Source organism: Heyndrickxia vini (assembly GCF_016772275.1).
GTDB lineage: Bacteria > Bacillota > Bacilli > Bacillales > Bacillaceae_C > Heyndrickxia > Heyndrickxia vini.
In genome coordinates this window covers 3,134,299-3,149,269 of sequence record NZ_CP065425.1, presented here as the reverse complement: position 1 = coordinate 3,149,269, position 14,971 = coordinate 3,134,299, and the positions used below count along the sequence as shown (strand labels likewise).

The following is a 14,971-nucleotide window of genomic DNA, read 5'->3' as shown; positions in this document are numbered from 1 at the left end:
TTCTATGTGCATGCTATAATTATAAGTAGAATATAGAAAGCGAGAATTAGATCTTATGCTAGTAAATGTCCAATCAGGGGATTATGTAGATGTTTGCTTTCAAGCATTGGAGAAAAGTGATGTGAAAAAGTATGGACTAACCAAACGTAATGGTTGGTTCGACTGGGAAAAGGAATTTAAAATCAAGAATAACTTGGTGTTTGGTTTATTTGTCAAAGGGAATACTGTAGAGATACAGGGAGTAATTGCGATTCAGGAATGGCACCACAGTCAAATGATTTATGTAAAGTTGATGGAATCAGCTCCCCAAAACAAGCGGGATTTTCCTAAACGAAAATATGCGTATTCTGGGAATCATTTATTATGTTTTGCAATGGATTATAGTTTTACCCTAGAATTTGAAGGATATGTTGGTTTGTTCGCGAAAAAGAATTATAATGAAGAATATTACAGAGACAAGCTAGGTGCAACATTAGCAAGTTATCAAGAAGGAAGACCCTTTTACTTCTTTGACACCGATAAATCAGAAGGATTACTAAGGTCACATTTTGTAGGAGGTGTTACAATATGCCCGAATTGAAATCATTTGTTGTTAAGCCTACCGAAAGGGGGTATAAAGCGACGAGAGAGGAGTATGAAAATCCAGTGCACCATACGAACTTTGAAGATGACATGGACAATTTCATACCTAGTGGGAAATACGTACTTCCAGGCGACAAACCTCCAAGAATTCGAATTCGAGACATGCACAAGTATTGTAAAGCTGTTGGAAAACAACCAATAGAATTAACCAAAGAAGAAATGGACCAATTTCGATACTAATAAAAAGAGTACAAAACCCACTACTAAGATGAAAAAGCCGGTGAATTTTTACGACGAGTAAAATTTCACCGGCTTTGATTATTTTTTGAATAAAAATAAGGACTACTTCTGATAAATTAAAGTTACCACGACAAATAAAATCAGAGAGGTTGATAAGAAAGTACTTGTTATCCTTAAGGCGCTTGACAATCAGAAAGCCGATTGTTAATTTAAAGTTAACAGAACCCACAACGCCTCTTAACAATGCGGACCAATGTGGGTCATTTTTTTTACCAAGGAATGATGCCGATGAGTTCGGAAGAAGAGAAGGTAAAAATTAAAGTTCCAACTATATTTCAAGAACAAGTAGTACTCTTTAAAAAGATAAGATTTTGTATAATTAATTTAAATCAATTTATTACTTAATGAGGTGGTTATAAATGACTGCTGATGAGATTATGGAAGCAATTGTAGAAATGGATAATAAGGCACGGATAAAATTACTCAATATGTTATTTGATAATTATTTTGATAGTAGGCCTCCTAAAGAACAAATTATAAATGAGAAAGAAGAAATGTTTTGGGGTGAAGAAGATGAGTAGAGTGTTGGCCACAATAAGAGACTATTTTTAATTTATATTATGTAATGGAAACGGGAAAGCAGTAATTGGCTTTCCCGTTTTTTGCATTTTTTGAAACCTACATTCAAATTTTCTAAAAACGAACAATGCCTTTTTACAAAATTTGTTATTAGCTGTAAACGAAAGTTGCTCCTTGCTCTATGATAAAATAAAAGTACTAGAGGGGGACCAAAGTTTGATAAATAATGTATGGAAAGATTATTTGTATGAATATATATTATTAAAAAATGAAGAACTTAATTTACTAGATATTAGAGAAAATAATGGGCTTATCGATATTCCTGTTGAAAAAAAGACTGCCCGGACTAGAAGGACGGTTGCGATGTTTACCCTGGGGATTAATAATCAAAATGTCCCACCAAGTATTCTCCTAAAAGATTTTACAAGTCCAAAGTCAAAGAAGCAATTCGAACTCACAAATGAAACATATGAGTGGATTCGTAACGGTTGGATCATTCGAGAGTATCGCTTGGCTAAAGACGAGAGAACGGTGAAAAGCGTACAGTTTCGAATGGGTTTCTCTTTATTTCTGTATAAAAAGCAAATAGAGGATGAACATGAAACAAAGAAGACTCAATCCATCACTGAATGGAAAGAACAATGGATTAAAATAAAGAACTCTTCTTTACCTAACCTTACACGGAAAGAACAACTCTATAGATTAAAAGATATATTAGATGAAGTTGTAACTGAGGGGAAAATTAATCACAATAGTTCTACTTGGAGGTTTCAAAAGCAACTGTTATTTTTACACTTTCTAACAGCTTTTTATCAAATTTCAATGGTCGAACATCATTTTGATTGGAAACAGATTGGAGCACGGTATTACCGGAAAATTGGGGGATCAAAGGAATTCGATTCCTATAAAAAGGAATTTATCGAAGGTGCTGAAGAGTTGCTTGAGTATCCGCTGCATTTACTCGGACTAAGCAGTTTAGGTACGATTACCCCGATTTATTTTACGGGACCGATGCGGGGTGTAAGTGTTTCATATGACTATGGTCCAATTCATGCCACAACAGATTTAGCGGTTTTTACTGAAGATTTTCAAACGGATGCGCAAGTTTTGTGGTTAGTTGAAAACCGAGGAATTTTAACACGAATGGCTTATGATAAGAATTTTTTGTTAGATTCAAAGAGTCTCGTATTAGGAATTGATGGCCAGTTAAGATCGGCGCACCGACGATTGATTGAACAGCTTGTTTCAAATGTAAAACAGGTGATTATTTGGACGGATGTTGATGAAGCTGGACTCATCATTGCGAAAGATATAGGAGAAACCGTGCAAAAATATCGGTCAATAACGAAATGGGTTGTTCCACCATTAGAAGTCGTTTTAAATGTTGAGGAGTTTCAATCACGATATGAAAAAGCCATTCAAGTTCAAAAAGTGGAACAGGAGCAGGAGATAGGGGGAGTAGAACGGTGGAAAAAATGGATCAGTCCTTAATTTCTATTTTTAACATGGATGCGGACAAGCCAGAACTTCTCCAAACGATGCGGGACATGGCTGCATTAGCGGGTGTTTTAAATGATTTAAGTGATAAGGAATCATTTCAGGCACCAAAAAATGTACTGCGCTTTATACGTGTACTGAATCTTATTAATCAAGAAGCACTTGGTATGACGGATCGAATTGAAAACGAAGACACACTCTTTTATCGGTATCGTCACACATATGGCTATGACGAAGAAATGACGATTGAATATATGAAACACTTAACCTATGTATTAGGGAAATTTAATTGGATAACGAAGACCGCAAAGCGAATTAAGATGCGCGATTTAGGAAAAAGAATGATGGATGTTTTAATTCGATTGGCAAATGATTCGCTTGCTTATTATATGAATGACGATGTTGCCAGATCCTTGTTTCAAGCAAAAAGGGATGCAGAAATTAGTGAAGCCTATGATGACAAGGGCATTTCCGGTGGAAATAAATTGGCTAGCATGATTAAAAATGTAGAGGAAGCTATTTTGCTGCTTACTGAAAGGGAGTTAGAGTATTTAGCGGATCGAAATGCATTGTCCCAAGTAGAAGTCATTCATCAATTGATGAAAGAATTAGAATCGAAAATGATCGAACGTCTGGCTAAATTTGAAACATTTGATCAGGAACTAGTCTTTGCTTCTATTAAACAGAGAGGCATGACAGCTATAAGTGAAGGAACAAAGATTAGCCTAGGCACCATTAACAAAATTCTCAAGTTCGCACATTTACAAGAGACGGATTTCATTGAAACGATACAACCGGATTTACTGAGAAACTTTATCGTGCAATCATTTGATCCACCAATTGGTTCGGATATTCCAAATGCATTGCAAATCCTCAGTTTTATGGAACAAGGTCAGTACGAGGAGGAAGAGTTGGATGGACTTTGGGTACCCGTTAAATTCGCTAGCCCTTTATCTCCGAACGCGATTGATGAAGGTATAAACTATATCGAGAATTATGAACCTGTTACGGATGAAATTGAGGAAGAGGTGGAGGAGGATTTTCGAGAAACCGATGAAATAATGGAAGATAAGTTAGACGAAATAATGGGTGATTCAAAATGGCAAATGACTAAGCAAATGATCCATACCGAGCATATTGAAAAATACCTTGACGAGGTAGAAGAAGCGGGATTAGATGAGTTAGTTATTCAAGCTGGGTCTGACAAGTGGAGTGATGTGTTAAACGGTTTAATCGGAGTTTCTGCACTTGTTGCAAATAAAAAGGCAGATATTGATGAAAAAGCAAACCGAAAATTACAAGGCAATATGGAAGAAAGAGATTGGAGGTGGGAAGATGATGAACAAGGAAGCTATGGAATTAGAAAACGAAGAAAATGAAAATATTAACGATAATCCTTTGAGTGCTTTACAGTCGATTCAGGGATTTTTAACGAAGGAAGAAGAGCTTACATTTATGCAAATATTATTTTCCTCCTCTGCAACGATCCGAATGGGGAATTTCGGGCTTTCCCGCAAAGAAGTGGAAAAATTACTTGGAGTAAATGGTGATGAGGCGTTTTTTTCCTTTTTAAAGCGAGTGAATCAAGCTGTTAGCCGTTATTTCAAGGTAATTTATGATGAACGAAAGAATCAAGTAGTATCACTAATGCGTGTTCCTGCAAAACAAGCTAGAAATGTATTAAATAAGGAGAGCTTGGCCATTCTTATGTTTATTTTTTATCATCAAGAAGTGCTGCAAAATGAGTATACATTGTTCTCACAATTAATTAATAGTTTTGGTCATGAATCCCTGCAGGTAACAAGGAAAATTCAAGCGAATGTAGATCCCTTGAAAAAAATAGGTGCAATCGAAATCTATGACACCAACTCGGATGAAGAGGCATATCAGCTAACAACGATTGGTGCCCATCTTTTTTCCGATTCATTTCTACGGAGATATGCCGAGTTCAGTCAATCGAATCAGCTCCATATGGAGGATGTTCTCCGTTTCTTCAAACGCTACAACATGAATGGAGGTGTACCGGATGATACCTTGGAGGCTTAGATTTTCTGGGATTCGGGATTATATTCCGACCGTGTTGGATTTGTCTGGCGAGCATGATCATGTTCTTATTTCCGGGCCTAACGGAGCGGGTAAATCAACGGTAACCTTTTGTATGGGTGGGGTTCTTTATTCAAGTAAAGTGGATGTGGAAGGATTAAAGTCTAATAATCTACCGTCAGATCAGACATGGCGAGCAAAAATCGATCTTCTCTTTAAAAATGCCGGGAAAATGAAGGTAGATGCACCCCTTTATGTACAATTCCGCTTGGAAATTGAACAAAAACCCGGTGATCCCATTAAAAGAGAGTTTTATATAGAAGAGGGGGACGAAATTGACAAATGGGAGCGTATCACGAAATTTACTAGTGGTGGCAACTTGAATTTTAAGGAATATAAAAATCAAGTGCTGTATAAATATGCTGTCGATCCCGATGCCTTTTATTTGATTTGGTACCAAAAGGAAGTTAATCAATTTGCCATCATGCATCCAGAAGAACGTTTCCGAATTTTTAGTGAGATGAACGGAATCGATAGGATCCAGAAAAATTGGGAAGAAAGTAAAGAGCTTGTTAAGGAGACGGAGCAAAGCTTGCAAGAAGCGGAAGGTAAACAAGGTCTTAATAAATTGCAATTAAAGCAAAAGAAAATGGAACTTGATCGGTACTATGACCGCAATCGTCGACGTGAGGAAGGCTTTAACCAATATTATCGAGGAATAAAATGGTTGGAAACCTACTACCTAAATCAAATAGACTCCCTGAAAGTACAAATTGAAGAATTGTTAGCAAATAAAAAGGAAAAGATGAATGCCAAACGGGAATCGGAAATTCATTTCGTTGAGAAAAAAGAAGAGCTTGAACAGTTCAGGATACTACTTAGCGAACTTCAAAATCAAGAAGGTGTATTGGACCTAGAAGTACAGAAAATAAATAAACAGCTAAAAGATACCAACGAAAAAATAGATGCAATATCTGAACAAATTGCCGAGATCACCAAACAGGTCGATCGTATTGGTTTGTCAGAGGATGAAGTGAAGGTAAGGTTAAATGAAGCGGAAAAGAAATATAAAGAGATAGATACATTTATAAATACAATGGTTACAAAGGCTAATAGTCTATCGAATCAGTTAAATGATCTAATTTTGAAAAGGGCGGAATTATCTGTAAAAATTGACCAGGATAAAGCTCAGGAAAGAAAATATAATGAATTGATAGACGCTTATCACGGTAGTAATGCTATTCAATCTGAGATGGATAAAAATAATCTTGAAATAGAGAACAATAAAGATAGATTCCGTGTTTTGAATGAAAAGGAACAGAAGATTGAAAAAGAAGTGACACTACTAAAAAATAATAAAGTCTACAACTCCCGTCAGGAACAATCCATCCGATTTTTTAAAGCGAATCAAATCGAAGTTTATCCGTTACGTGAGCTTGTGGAATTAGATGAGACAGCGGGTCAGCAGGATGAATATGTATTCGATACGATCAAATATACATTATTTGTTAATAAAAAAGTATTTCGAGCGCCTAATGACCTTTATCACGTTTCATTACCTAACCTAATTCCGGACAAAACAATTATGCAGTTGCCGGACAAGCATCTAAAGGTTAAAGATAATCTAGATGAACGCCTATACCCATATGCAATAAAAGCCCTTTGGTGGGTGGAGTCATTTTTTAAAGAAGAAAAGCCTTTAATTGTTAATGGTCAGCTCGTTGATGAAAAAGGGGTTCGGGGACCACAAGAGGAAAAGAGAATCATATTAAGTGAAAAAGTACTCCAAATCAAGCAGGTGAAATTGGAAAAAGAGCTAACACAAATAGAGGAAGAAAAGCTTCAACTCAATAAGGATATTCTAGAACGCAACAATCGAAATTCGATCCTCTTTAGCAGGAAAGAGTTACTTAAAGAAGCGGAAGCGTTTTTAACGAAAGAAAATGAACGAGAATGGCGGCAAAGCCAGTATGACAAAGTAAGGAAAGAGATAGAGGCTATTGAAAATGAAAACCGTTTGATTCAAGAGGGGTTAAACGAGCAAAGAACATCATTAGTAAGGTGGGAACAATCCTTATTAACGTATCGAGACTATCTAAAAATCTACCAACAATTTCGTAAAGAACAAGCAAAAATAGAGGAAGTTCAGAGATTAAAGAGCATTCTAGTGGGGCTTAATCAAAATAAAAAGGAAAAAAACAATCAATTAGAGGAAATTTCCACTACATTAGATGCCAAAAGACATGAAGAAAGACGACTATCAAGAGAGCTAGAAGATGAAGAAAATGATCTTATTGGTCGGGATCGAGAAATCGAACAAATGGAACGACAAATAAAAACAAGGTCAGAAGAGCGATTATCAAACGAAGAGGGATATTCTCGTACAAGAAAAGAAGGACAAAAACTTCAAGAAACCGCGAAAGACTTAGTTTCTAAATGGAACGATCAGATGGAGCGTTTTTCCGAGCTGACAAAACCGCAAGCGGAGGAGTTACGTAATCATGGAAAAACTTCTTTTGAATTTGCGATAAGCGAGACGGGTATCGATGAAGCAGCACCTGAAAACTACGCAAAAATGAAAGAAGAATATGATCGGTCAGAAAATGAAGTGAAAAAATCAAAAATCTTATTGGAAGAATATATAGAGCGAATGGAACGATTTAAAGAAGATCTGGAAGAGACTATCAACATGAAAATCATCGGTGTGAACCAGAAGTTTGTGAACTATATGTCTTTATTCGGCTTTGAAGGAAAAATTGAATGGGATATGAACACCGACCGACGAGGACAAATCCGGTATACACTATTTATTAAGGCAAGAAAAGAAGGCCACCGTGGAAAATTAGAAGATGTTAGTGTGAAAGCGCGAGGTGGGAAAGTAGGAAAAGGTGTATCAGGCGGCGAGGAATCACTTAGTTCTTTATTGTTTGCTCTGGCGTTACTACAAACAATCGCGGCATCACCAGGATACATTGTCCTAGATGAATTTGATAGTGCCCTTGATGAAGGTCGAAAAGAAAAAGTGTTCGGATTGTATGAGCAAGAATTGAAACGAAAAATGATTATTCTTACTCCCAAATCTCATGAAGAAGAATACCTGTATCGTTTTTCTAAAGCATTCGTCGTACACCACAATCCAAATATACCAAAAAGTACGGTGTTTAAAGTGAAGCGTGTGTAGGGACGAAGGACAAAACCCTATGAGGTGAGGTAGAATGTTTGAAAAAATTGATCAGAAAAAGGCTCGTCTTGATGCAAATCAACCTTTACCAAAGTATACATTAAGTAGTTTACGCGAAAAATTATTGCTTGAATGGACATATAACACAAATGCTATCGAAGGGAACGCCTTAACAATAAATGAAAAGAAAATAGTTCTTGAAGGGATCACAGTTGGTGGGAAAACGATGCGTGAACATTTAGAAGTTATTAATCATCGTGATGCGATTTCGTATGTAGAAGAAATTGTCCAAAATAAAGAACTCTTTTCGGAATGGCAAATTAAAAATTTGCATCGCCTTATATTACAAGGCATTGATGATGAATATGCGGGTGTATATCGGGATCAACAAGTTTTTACTTCAGGTGCAATGCATAGGCCGCCTGCTCCATTTCTTATAAAAGACCAAATGGAGCAGCTTTTAAATTGGTATGAACAAGAAGCAAAACAAATGCATCCCGTTATTCGTGGTGCAATGTTACACGCTATTTTTGTCGGAAACATCCTTTTATCGATGGGAATGGTCTTACCTCTCGTTTATTATTAAATTTGGAACTCATGAAAGAGGGCTACCCACCTGTCGTTATCAAAGTAGAAAATCGTTTGAAATATTACGAAGCTTTAGATAAAGCACATACCCAAAAGGATTATGATGATTTTATTCAGTTGGTCGCAAATGAGGCGGAGGATTCGTTAGATTTATATTTAAGTGCAATATAAAAAATAGATTTAATAAATTACTAGAGGGATTGATGTGATTTCGTTTCGGGAGATGAGAAGGAGTTTGAGCGGTTTCCTGCGGCGGGGTATTTTGTGAAGGGGGAGTGATAGAGGGGGGCTCTCAACAATGTCATAGGATATATTTTACGGTAATAATATTCTTTGGATAAGATACTATTTTTTTCTTGAAAAGTTGGGACAGGGTGATAATAATTTCCTGTCTTTTTTTATATGTATTTCTAATGAATAATATACGTTCGAAACTACTAGTTTACAAAGACACAGCAGACGTGGAGAGGGTATGGACGGTAGAGTTAAATGGAAAGAAAAGACCTGTCGTTATAGTCGTTACCCGTAAGTTTAATCATGTGATGAATTTGCTTACATAATTGTGTCTTAAATATCCCCAAGATTTAACCAAGAAATCGGTATTTTCATCTCTCCAATTTCGGTTTTTCCAAAATTACCGTGACAATCAGAACCTGCTGTAATTAACAAGCCAAGTTCTTTGCAAATGGACAAGCAATCTTCTGTGACTTCATGAGAATGCGTTGGATAATAGCACTCAATGCCATCAATCCCTAAATTAATTAATCTAGTGATTTCTCTCTTAAAATCGTTCCTTTCGGTAACATTTATTACTCTTCCTGGATGAGCAAGAATTGCCTTCCCACCTGCACTGTGAATATGATTACATACCATGCTAACAGAGGGAAATTCAATACAGTCAAATGATAGTTCATACTTTGAATAGAATGCAAAACCTGCTGTTAAGCTACTGGCAATCCCCTTTTCCACAAAATAATGCAATGCCTTCCAACCACCGTTTTTTCGGTCATAATTATAATTTAAGTATTCCTCTAGAGATATGTTATCGTATTCCCTTTGCATCCTTTCTATGAGTCGCTCATCTAAAGACTCAAAAAGCAATCTGTTTTTTTTAGTAAATTCTCTAAACCTTTCATTATTTAAATCCATTCCATAACCCAATATATGCAGATTTTTGCCTCTATCTAATGCGTCCAGTTCTACACCAGATATTAACAATAGTTCTTTATTATCATTTAGCTTTTGTATTTCTCTTGAACCTTTTAGCACATTGTGGTCAGTAATCGCTATTAAACCTAACCCTTTCTCTACTGCTTTAGCTATAATTTCTTCGGGAGACATCGTTCCATCGGAAAATAAAGAGTGAATATGTAAGTCAGCAATTTTATGATTCATTTTCATATCAGCTCCGTAACAAATTTATATAAATCAACATTCGCCATTGAGGATAATATTCCCTTCCTATGAAAAAAGGGTGATGGTGTCGAAGCCTTAAGGATTTATTTTTCCAAGTAAATTGTAGACATACATTTTGGGTAATTTTTAGAGAGAATATCTCGTAATGTACTGAATGCTAGCTACAATTACAGGATATACTCGTAGAAATGGTGGGTGCCTTAAATATTCATTTTGAAGGAGTACCCATTATTAATGAAGAAATACATACTTAGCAAACCAAATTTTGATGAAAAATAGGAGGCTGTTATGGGCAGATTAGTTCATTTCGAAATTCATGTGGATGATATGGAACGGGCGAAAGAATTTTATGGAGAAGTTTTTGGCTGGAGGTTTGAGGATTGGAGTGAGTATGCGGGGATGCCTTATTTCGGGGCTGTGACAGGTGAAGATAGTGAACTTGGCATTAACGGAGCGTTGATGAAACGTCAAAGTCCTCCTCCTCCAGAAGCGAATCAGCCTTTAAATGGTTTTGCTTGTACAATGGGAGTGGAAGATTACGATTCTACTGAAGCAAAAATTATGAGTTCTGGTGGCAAAGTGGCCATGCCAAAGTATGCGCTACCTGGAATGGCATGGCAGGGGTACTATACTGATACGGAAGGAAATATCTTTGGCATCCATCAACCGGATGAGAATGCAAAGTAGAATTCTATAATTACAATTATAATGACAGACACCCGCAAATGTTGAACAATCAATCTTTGTGGGTGTTTTTTAATTCGATTCGGTTAAATCCAAAGTTATCGAGCGAAAAAAACGAATTCCATGGTAATAAATCACAAAACAATCTCCATAACCCTACCCTGATTCAAATCCGTCACTTTCATAGATCCGTATACACCTAAATAGAGTCTCGTTTGATCCATATTTGTTCCCAAACTAACATAATAGGCTGATTGCGAACCAAAGTGATCATCGGTTTCAATAACGCTAAAATCATTTCCTCTTGTATAGGCTAAAACCCCTCGGACAGGTGGCCGCGATTCTTCAACGCGGGCAAGATCGGTAAACACTACGCTTTCCGTTAAATGGGGGATGCCATCTCCCATATACGGCTGAACTCCTGTTAGGGCGGTTCCTCCAAACTTATCGGGGCGAGGATCTTTATGAAAATAACTAGTTAAAGGTTGAAGACGACTCACTGAAGTTTTTATTGCTTCATTATAATAGGCGATGGTTTTCTCTTTCAAAGTCGGGTCTGCTGAGCAATCTCTTATCGTCGAAGTAGGTAAAGAACCTTCCCATCCCCTCCACCCAAGGTTTATAAGCCCCTCATCGATAGGGTTCGTTTTCATTAAAGAAGCTTCAATGAGGTGAGTAACTGGTGTAGGTTTATAGTGGACGAATGAAAAAATCGACTCTACTAAATCTTGTCCGACATTTCCCACATATTTAATATACTGATGACCCAATCTTTGAAATGCTATGCCTGGTATATTGCGAACCCCTTTGGCGATTACCGTAAGTGTTTCTTGAATAGGTACTGGCAGCTCATTAAAACGTGTGACGACTGGGGGATTAAGGATTGACGTATTCTTGTCTACATCAATTTCGATGATTTTACCGAATATCTCCATATCATCCTGACTTAAATTAAATGGATCATAGCCCGCACCACCATCTCCTATTGTCAACACAAGTTTTCCTGTTTCAGGTGAAAAGTTTAAGCTGTTAACACCATTATGGTTAAAAAATGGTCTTCTTAAGTTCAATAACGTCCGCCTTTTTTGAGGTTGACCATTTGATTGTAAAATCCATTCTTCCACGGTATCAATATGATCATAGAATCTCTCTCTATTTTTCCACCTTAGATTTAGCGTACTCGAATCACACGGGTTTGGCTTAAAATGTTCAGAAAGTGCCCCCGGACCTTGTGATTCAGCTACCGAATAATGAAGATAAAACAACCCGTTAAAATAAAAATGTGGATGAAATGCCAGACCTAGCAATCCCCGTTCATCATATCCCCGACCGGAAACACCTGGTTCGGAGGAACCTAGTTTAATGATACGATGACGAATATCTAAAAAAGTTTTTATATCCCCGTTTCCTATGTAAAAAATCTCGCCTACCTGGGTCGCAATAAATAATCTTTCAATTGAATCACCCGGAAGTATAGTCGTTTTCATAACAGTAGGCAAATTAATCCTACTAACAATGGGTCGTAAACGAACCTTAACTTTGATCAACTCATTCCCATCCCTTCTTTTTTATAAGAATATGATGAGAACGGTTCAACTAGTCAATAAAAATTAGAAGCTGTTAAGATGGGTGTTGATGGCCAATAGTATGTTGTACCCTAAAAACCTTTCTTGATAAAGGTATATTATATTAGAAAAGTTCCGTAATAAAATTAGATTAAATGCAACCATACCCTTTTGGCACCGTCTAAAGTTTGAAAGGGTGTGGAGGATGTTAGAGAAAAAGAAGTGTGATGAAATGGAAGATAATTTTGTTGATAGAGAAGAAACGATTGAATGGCTAATGAATGAGTATGGAAAAAGTGTTGTTCGGTTAGCGTACACTTTTGTAAAAAAAGAACAATTAGCAGAGGATATTGCACAGGAAGTTTTCATTAAATGTTATAGGAATCTAGATACCTTTCGAAGTGAGTCTTCCTATAAAACATGGATTTACAGAATTACAGTTAATTTATGTAAGGATAAGTTACGAAGCTGGAGCTTTAAGAACATTATTTTAACAGAATTTATCTCAAAAAATAAAATCGACAATAATACTCCAGAATCGGAATTATTGAACATGGAGAAAAAAAAGGATTTATCAATAAAAGTATTGACACTGCCAATTAAGTATCGTGAAGTTATTATTTTGTATTACTATGAGGAGCTTTCTTATATCCAGATAGCAGACATGCTGGACATTAGTATACAAACGATAAAATCCAGGTTATACCGGGGGCGTCTTTTGTTAAAAAAAATGATGGAAAAAGGGGGCAGAACTGATGGATGAATTGTTGAAAAATTTAAAAGAAAATATGGATAATACGGTTTTAAAAAATTTAGATTTTCGGAATAAAAACAAGTCTGAAGTTAGAAAAGCAATCTATAATTCCAAAAAAACTAAAAGGATGAAAAATCTGTTTCCACGAATTTTGAGTGTTGGTATTACCTGTATTTTTTTAATTGGCATAAGTTATATTACATTGGAAAACTTTGGTCTCCTTCCAAAAGAAAAGAAAATATCCGGTCAAGCGTATAGGGAGAAACTTAAATCAAATAATGACCCTACTAATAATTCGATATATACATATTCTCAACAAGCTGAAAACTACAATGATATGACAAAAGAGGACGTATTAAATAAACTTTTCAATACGGTTGACTACTTTGAAAGTGCTTCTGGCAAATTCGAGGAATATGATAGATTTAAAGATAATTCCACTAGTCAAGTAGATGTGGAGTACAAAATTAGTTTAAAGAAATTAATTGGCGGTTATGAAAAAACCATAAACATCCCGGATGAGAAGGTAACAGGTGCAAAAATAACAACGAACGAAATGTTCTATAATAACCAATCAATCTGGAATATAGATAATGATAGAAAGACCTATTTTACTAATGATTATGAGATGAAAGGTAAAAGAGATGCAGTTAATCCAGACGATGTATTTTCACTACCGATTAGAAAATTATATGATTCGGAAGATAAATTTAGAGAAAGACCTCCAATTGGAACTTCAGGATTATCATTATTTCCATACGAGATGGCAGCAAAATATTTAAGATTTAATAATCTTTGGAATATTGAGAAGCAAAATGATGAGCTACTTAGTCATAATACTATTGTTTTACACGGAAATATTGATAAGAGTATTGTAAATCATATGCAACCAGAGGAAAAAAGCTTTCGGTTTTGGGTGGATAAAGATACTGGCATCTTATTAAAGTATGAAATTTACAATGAAAAAGGAGAGATTATAAGCTATCTTCATCCAGAAAGTTTATCAGTAAATGTTCCAATTGATTCCAAACAATTCATACCTAATTTGAGTAATTATAATCCGATGCAAATACAAGATAATAGTACTAAAGATTCTAGGGAGAAAGATATCAAGGTTATTGAACATGCCGATTCAATTGATATAGATGTTAAGGCAGTATTGGATATTCTACGTAGAAAAGTACCTTTTCTTTACGAATTTTCAAATCCAGAATTACAGATTTTCTCAGCTAGCATGGAAAGATATAAAGAATTTAATCAAGCGTATTTAACATATAGCTATAAAAAAGAAAGAAATGAAAGTGGTTCAGGTTCTCGTCTGATCTATGTAAGAATGTATCACAAAGATTCAGTTGTAGGTTCATTAGGTGACTTTAATACAACCAAAGGCAAAAAACTCGATTCCTTTACCCTAAATGGAATTAAGTGGAGCGTATTTGAAATCAAAAATACACCAAATGCTCATTTTATTGGTAATTCGGGAGACTACAAGTATGAAGTAGTTACACAAGAAGTTTCTATCAGTGATGCTAAACGCCTATTAAAATCATTTAAAAAGAGTACATCTAAACATTAGGAAAAGGAATGTTCAATAATCGAAAATTACAAAGAACTAAAAATATGCACTCTTTTATTCATAACTAGCGTATTTTTGGTTCTTTTTTACTTTCTACTATATTTCCGTAATCAGCATTTCTTAAATGCATTTGCAAACACCGTGCTTTTATTACCACATAAGTATTCAATTTCACTTGATTTTCCTCCTCCAGTTAATGGACCGATTGTTAAAGACAAGCTAATGAACATTGTTCAATTAATGCCCATTGTAGTATAAGTTAATTT

The 14,971-nt window shown here is 35.7% G+C and carries 13 protein-coding genes and 1 pseudogene; 12 read left to right on the top strand and 2 right to left on the bottom strand.

The window, feature by feature from the left end; translation table 11 throughout:
* Window positions 1-55 precede the first annotated feature (55 nt).
* From I5776_RS15785 to I5776_RS15745, 9 genes and pseudogenes are all read left to right on the top strand, one after another.
* Window positions 56-580 (top strand): hypothetical protein, encoded by a 525-nt coding sequence (locus I5776_RS15785; protein WP_202777325.1) that lies wholly within the window; start codon window positions 56-58, stop codon window positions 578-580.
* Complete coding sequence (locus I5776_RS15780; RefSeq protein WP_202777324.1) at window positions 568-822, top strand: hypothetical protein; 255 nt, start codon at window positions 568-570, stop codon at window positions 820-822. The genes I5776_RS15785 and I5776_RS15780 overlap by 13 nt, the downstream gene beginning before the upstream one ends.
* Window positions 823-1,241: 419 nt before the next feature.
* On the top strand, window positions 1,242-1,403 hold the full coding sequence (locus I5776_RS15775) for a hypothetical protein (protein WP_202777323.1): 162 nt from the start codon (window positions 1,242-1,244) through the stop codon (window positions 1,401-1,403).
* Between the two features lie 214 nt (window positions 1,404-1,617).
* A complete protein-coding gene (locus I5776_RS15770) occupies window positions 1,618-2,892 on the top strand; it encodes a toprim domain-containing protein (protein WP_202777322.1) in 1,275 nt (424 codons plus the stop codon).
* On the top strand, window positions 2,868-4,277 hold the full coding sequence (locus I5776_RS15765) for a hypothetical protein (protein WP_202777321.1): 1,410 nt from the start codon (window positions 2,868-2,870) through the stop codon (window positions 4,275-4,277). The genes I5776_RS15770 and I5776_RS15765 overlap by 25 nt, the downstream gene beginning before the upstream one ends.
* Complete coding sequence (locus I5776_RS15760; RefSeq protein ID WP_202777320.1) at window positions 4,237-4,944, top strand: hypothetical protein; 708 nt, start codon at window positions 4,237-4,239, stop codon at window positions 4,942-4,944. Before I5776_RS15765 ends, I5776_RS15760 begins: the two co-directional genes overlap by 41 nt.
* The gene (locus tag I5776_RS15755) at window positions 4,925-8,122 is read left to right on the top strand and encodes an AAA family ATPase (RefSeq protein WP_202777319.1); all 3,198 of its coding nucleotides are present in this window, start codon (window positions 4,925-4,927) and stop codon (window positions 8,120-8,122) included. Before I5776_RS15760 ends, I5776_RS15755 begins: the two co-directional genes overlap by 20 nt.
* Window positions 8,123-8,156: 34 nt before the next feature.
* Window positions 8,157-8,881: pseudogene (locus I5776_RS21730) on the top strand (Fic family protein).
* A gap of 242 nt (window positions 8,882-9,123) precedes the next feature.
* A complete protein-coding gene (locus I5776_RS15745) occupies window positions 9,124-9,270 on the top strand; it encodes a hypothetical protein (RefSeq protein ID WP_202777318.1) in 147 nt (48 codons plus the stop codon).
* Between the two features lie 7 nt (window positions 9,271-9,277).
* Here I5776_RS15745 and I5776_RS15740 read toward each other — a convergent pair whose 3' ends face one another.
* Window positions 9,278-10,111: a PHP domain-containing protein gene (locus tag I5776_RS15740; RefSeq protein WP_202777317.1), complete on the bottom strand. Its 834-nt coding sequence runs from the start codon at window positions 10,109-10,111 to the stop codon at window positions 9,278-9,280.
* A 303-nt stretch (window positions 10,112-10,414) separates the two neighbouring features.
* Between I5776_RS15740 and I5776_RS15735 the strand changes: the two genes are divergently transcribed.
* A complete protein-coding gene (locus tag I5776_RS15735; protein WP_202777316.1) occupies window positions 10,415-10,813 on the top strand; it encodes a VOC family protein in 399 nt (132 codons plus the stop codon).
* A gap of 131 nt (window positions 10,814-10,944) precedes the next feature.
* Here the strand turns inward: I5776_RS15735 and I5776_RS15730 are convergent, their stop codons facing one another.
* Window positions 10,945-12,357 (bottom strand): PQQ-dependent sugar dehydrogenase, encoded by a 1,413-nt coding sequence (locus tag I5776_RS15730; protein ID WP_202777315.1) that lies wholly within the window; start codon window positions 12,355-12,357, stop codon window positions 10,945-10,947.
* A gap of 223 nt (window positions 12,358-12,580) precedes the next feature.
* Between I5776_RS15730 and I5776_RS15725 the strand changes: the two genes are divergently transcribed.
* Together I5776_RS15725 and I5776_RS15720 are read left to right on the top strand one after the other, a co-directional pair.
* On the top strand, window positions 12,581-13,138 hold the full coding sequence (locus I5776_RS15725) for a sigma-70 family RNA polymerase sigma factor (RefSeq protein ID WP_202777314.1): 558 nt from the start codon (window positions 12,581-12,583) through the stop codon (window positions 13,136-13,138).
* Window positions 13,131-14,705 (top strand): hypothetical protein, encoded by a 1,575-nt coding sequence (locus I5776_RS15720; RefSeq protein WP_202777313.1) that lies wholly within the window; start codon window positions 13,131-13,133, stop codon window positions 14,703-14,705. The genes I5776_RS15725 and I5776_RS15720 overlap by 8 nt, the downstream gene beginning before the upstream one ends.
* Window positions 14,706-14,971 lie beyond the last annotated feature (266 nt).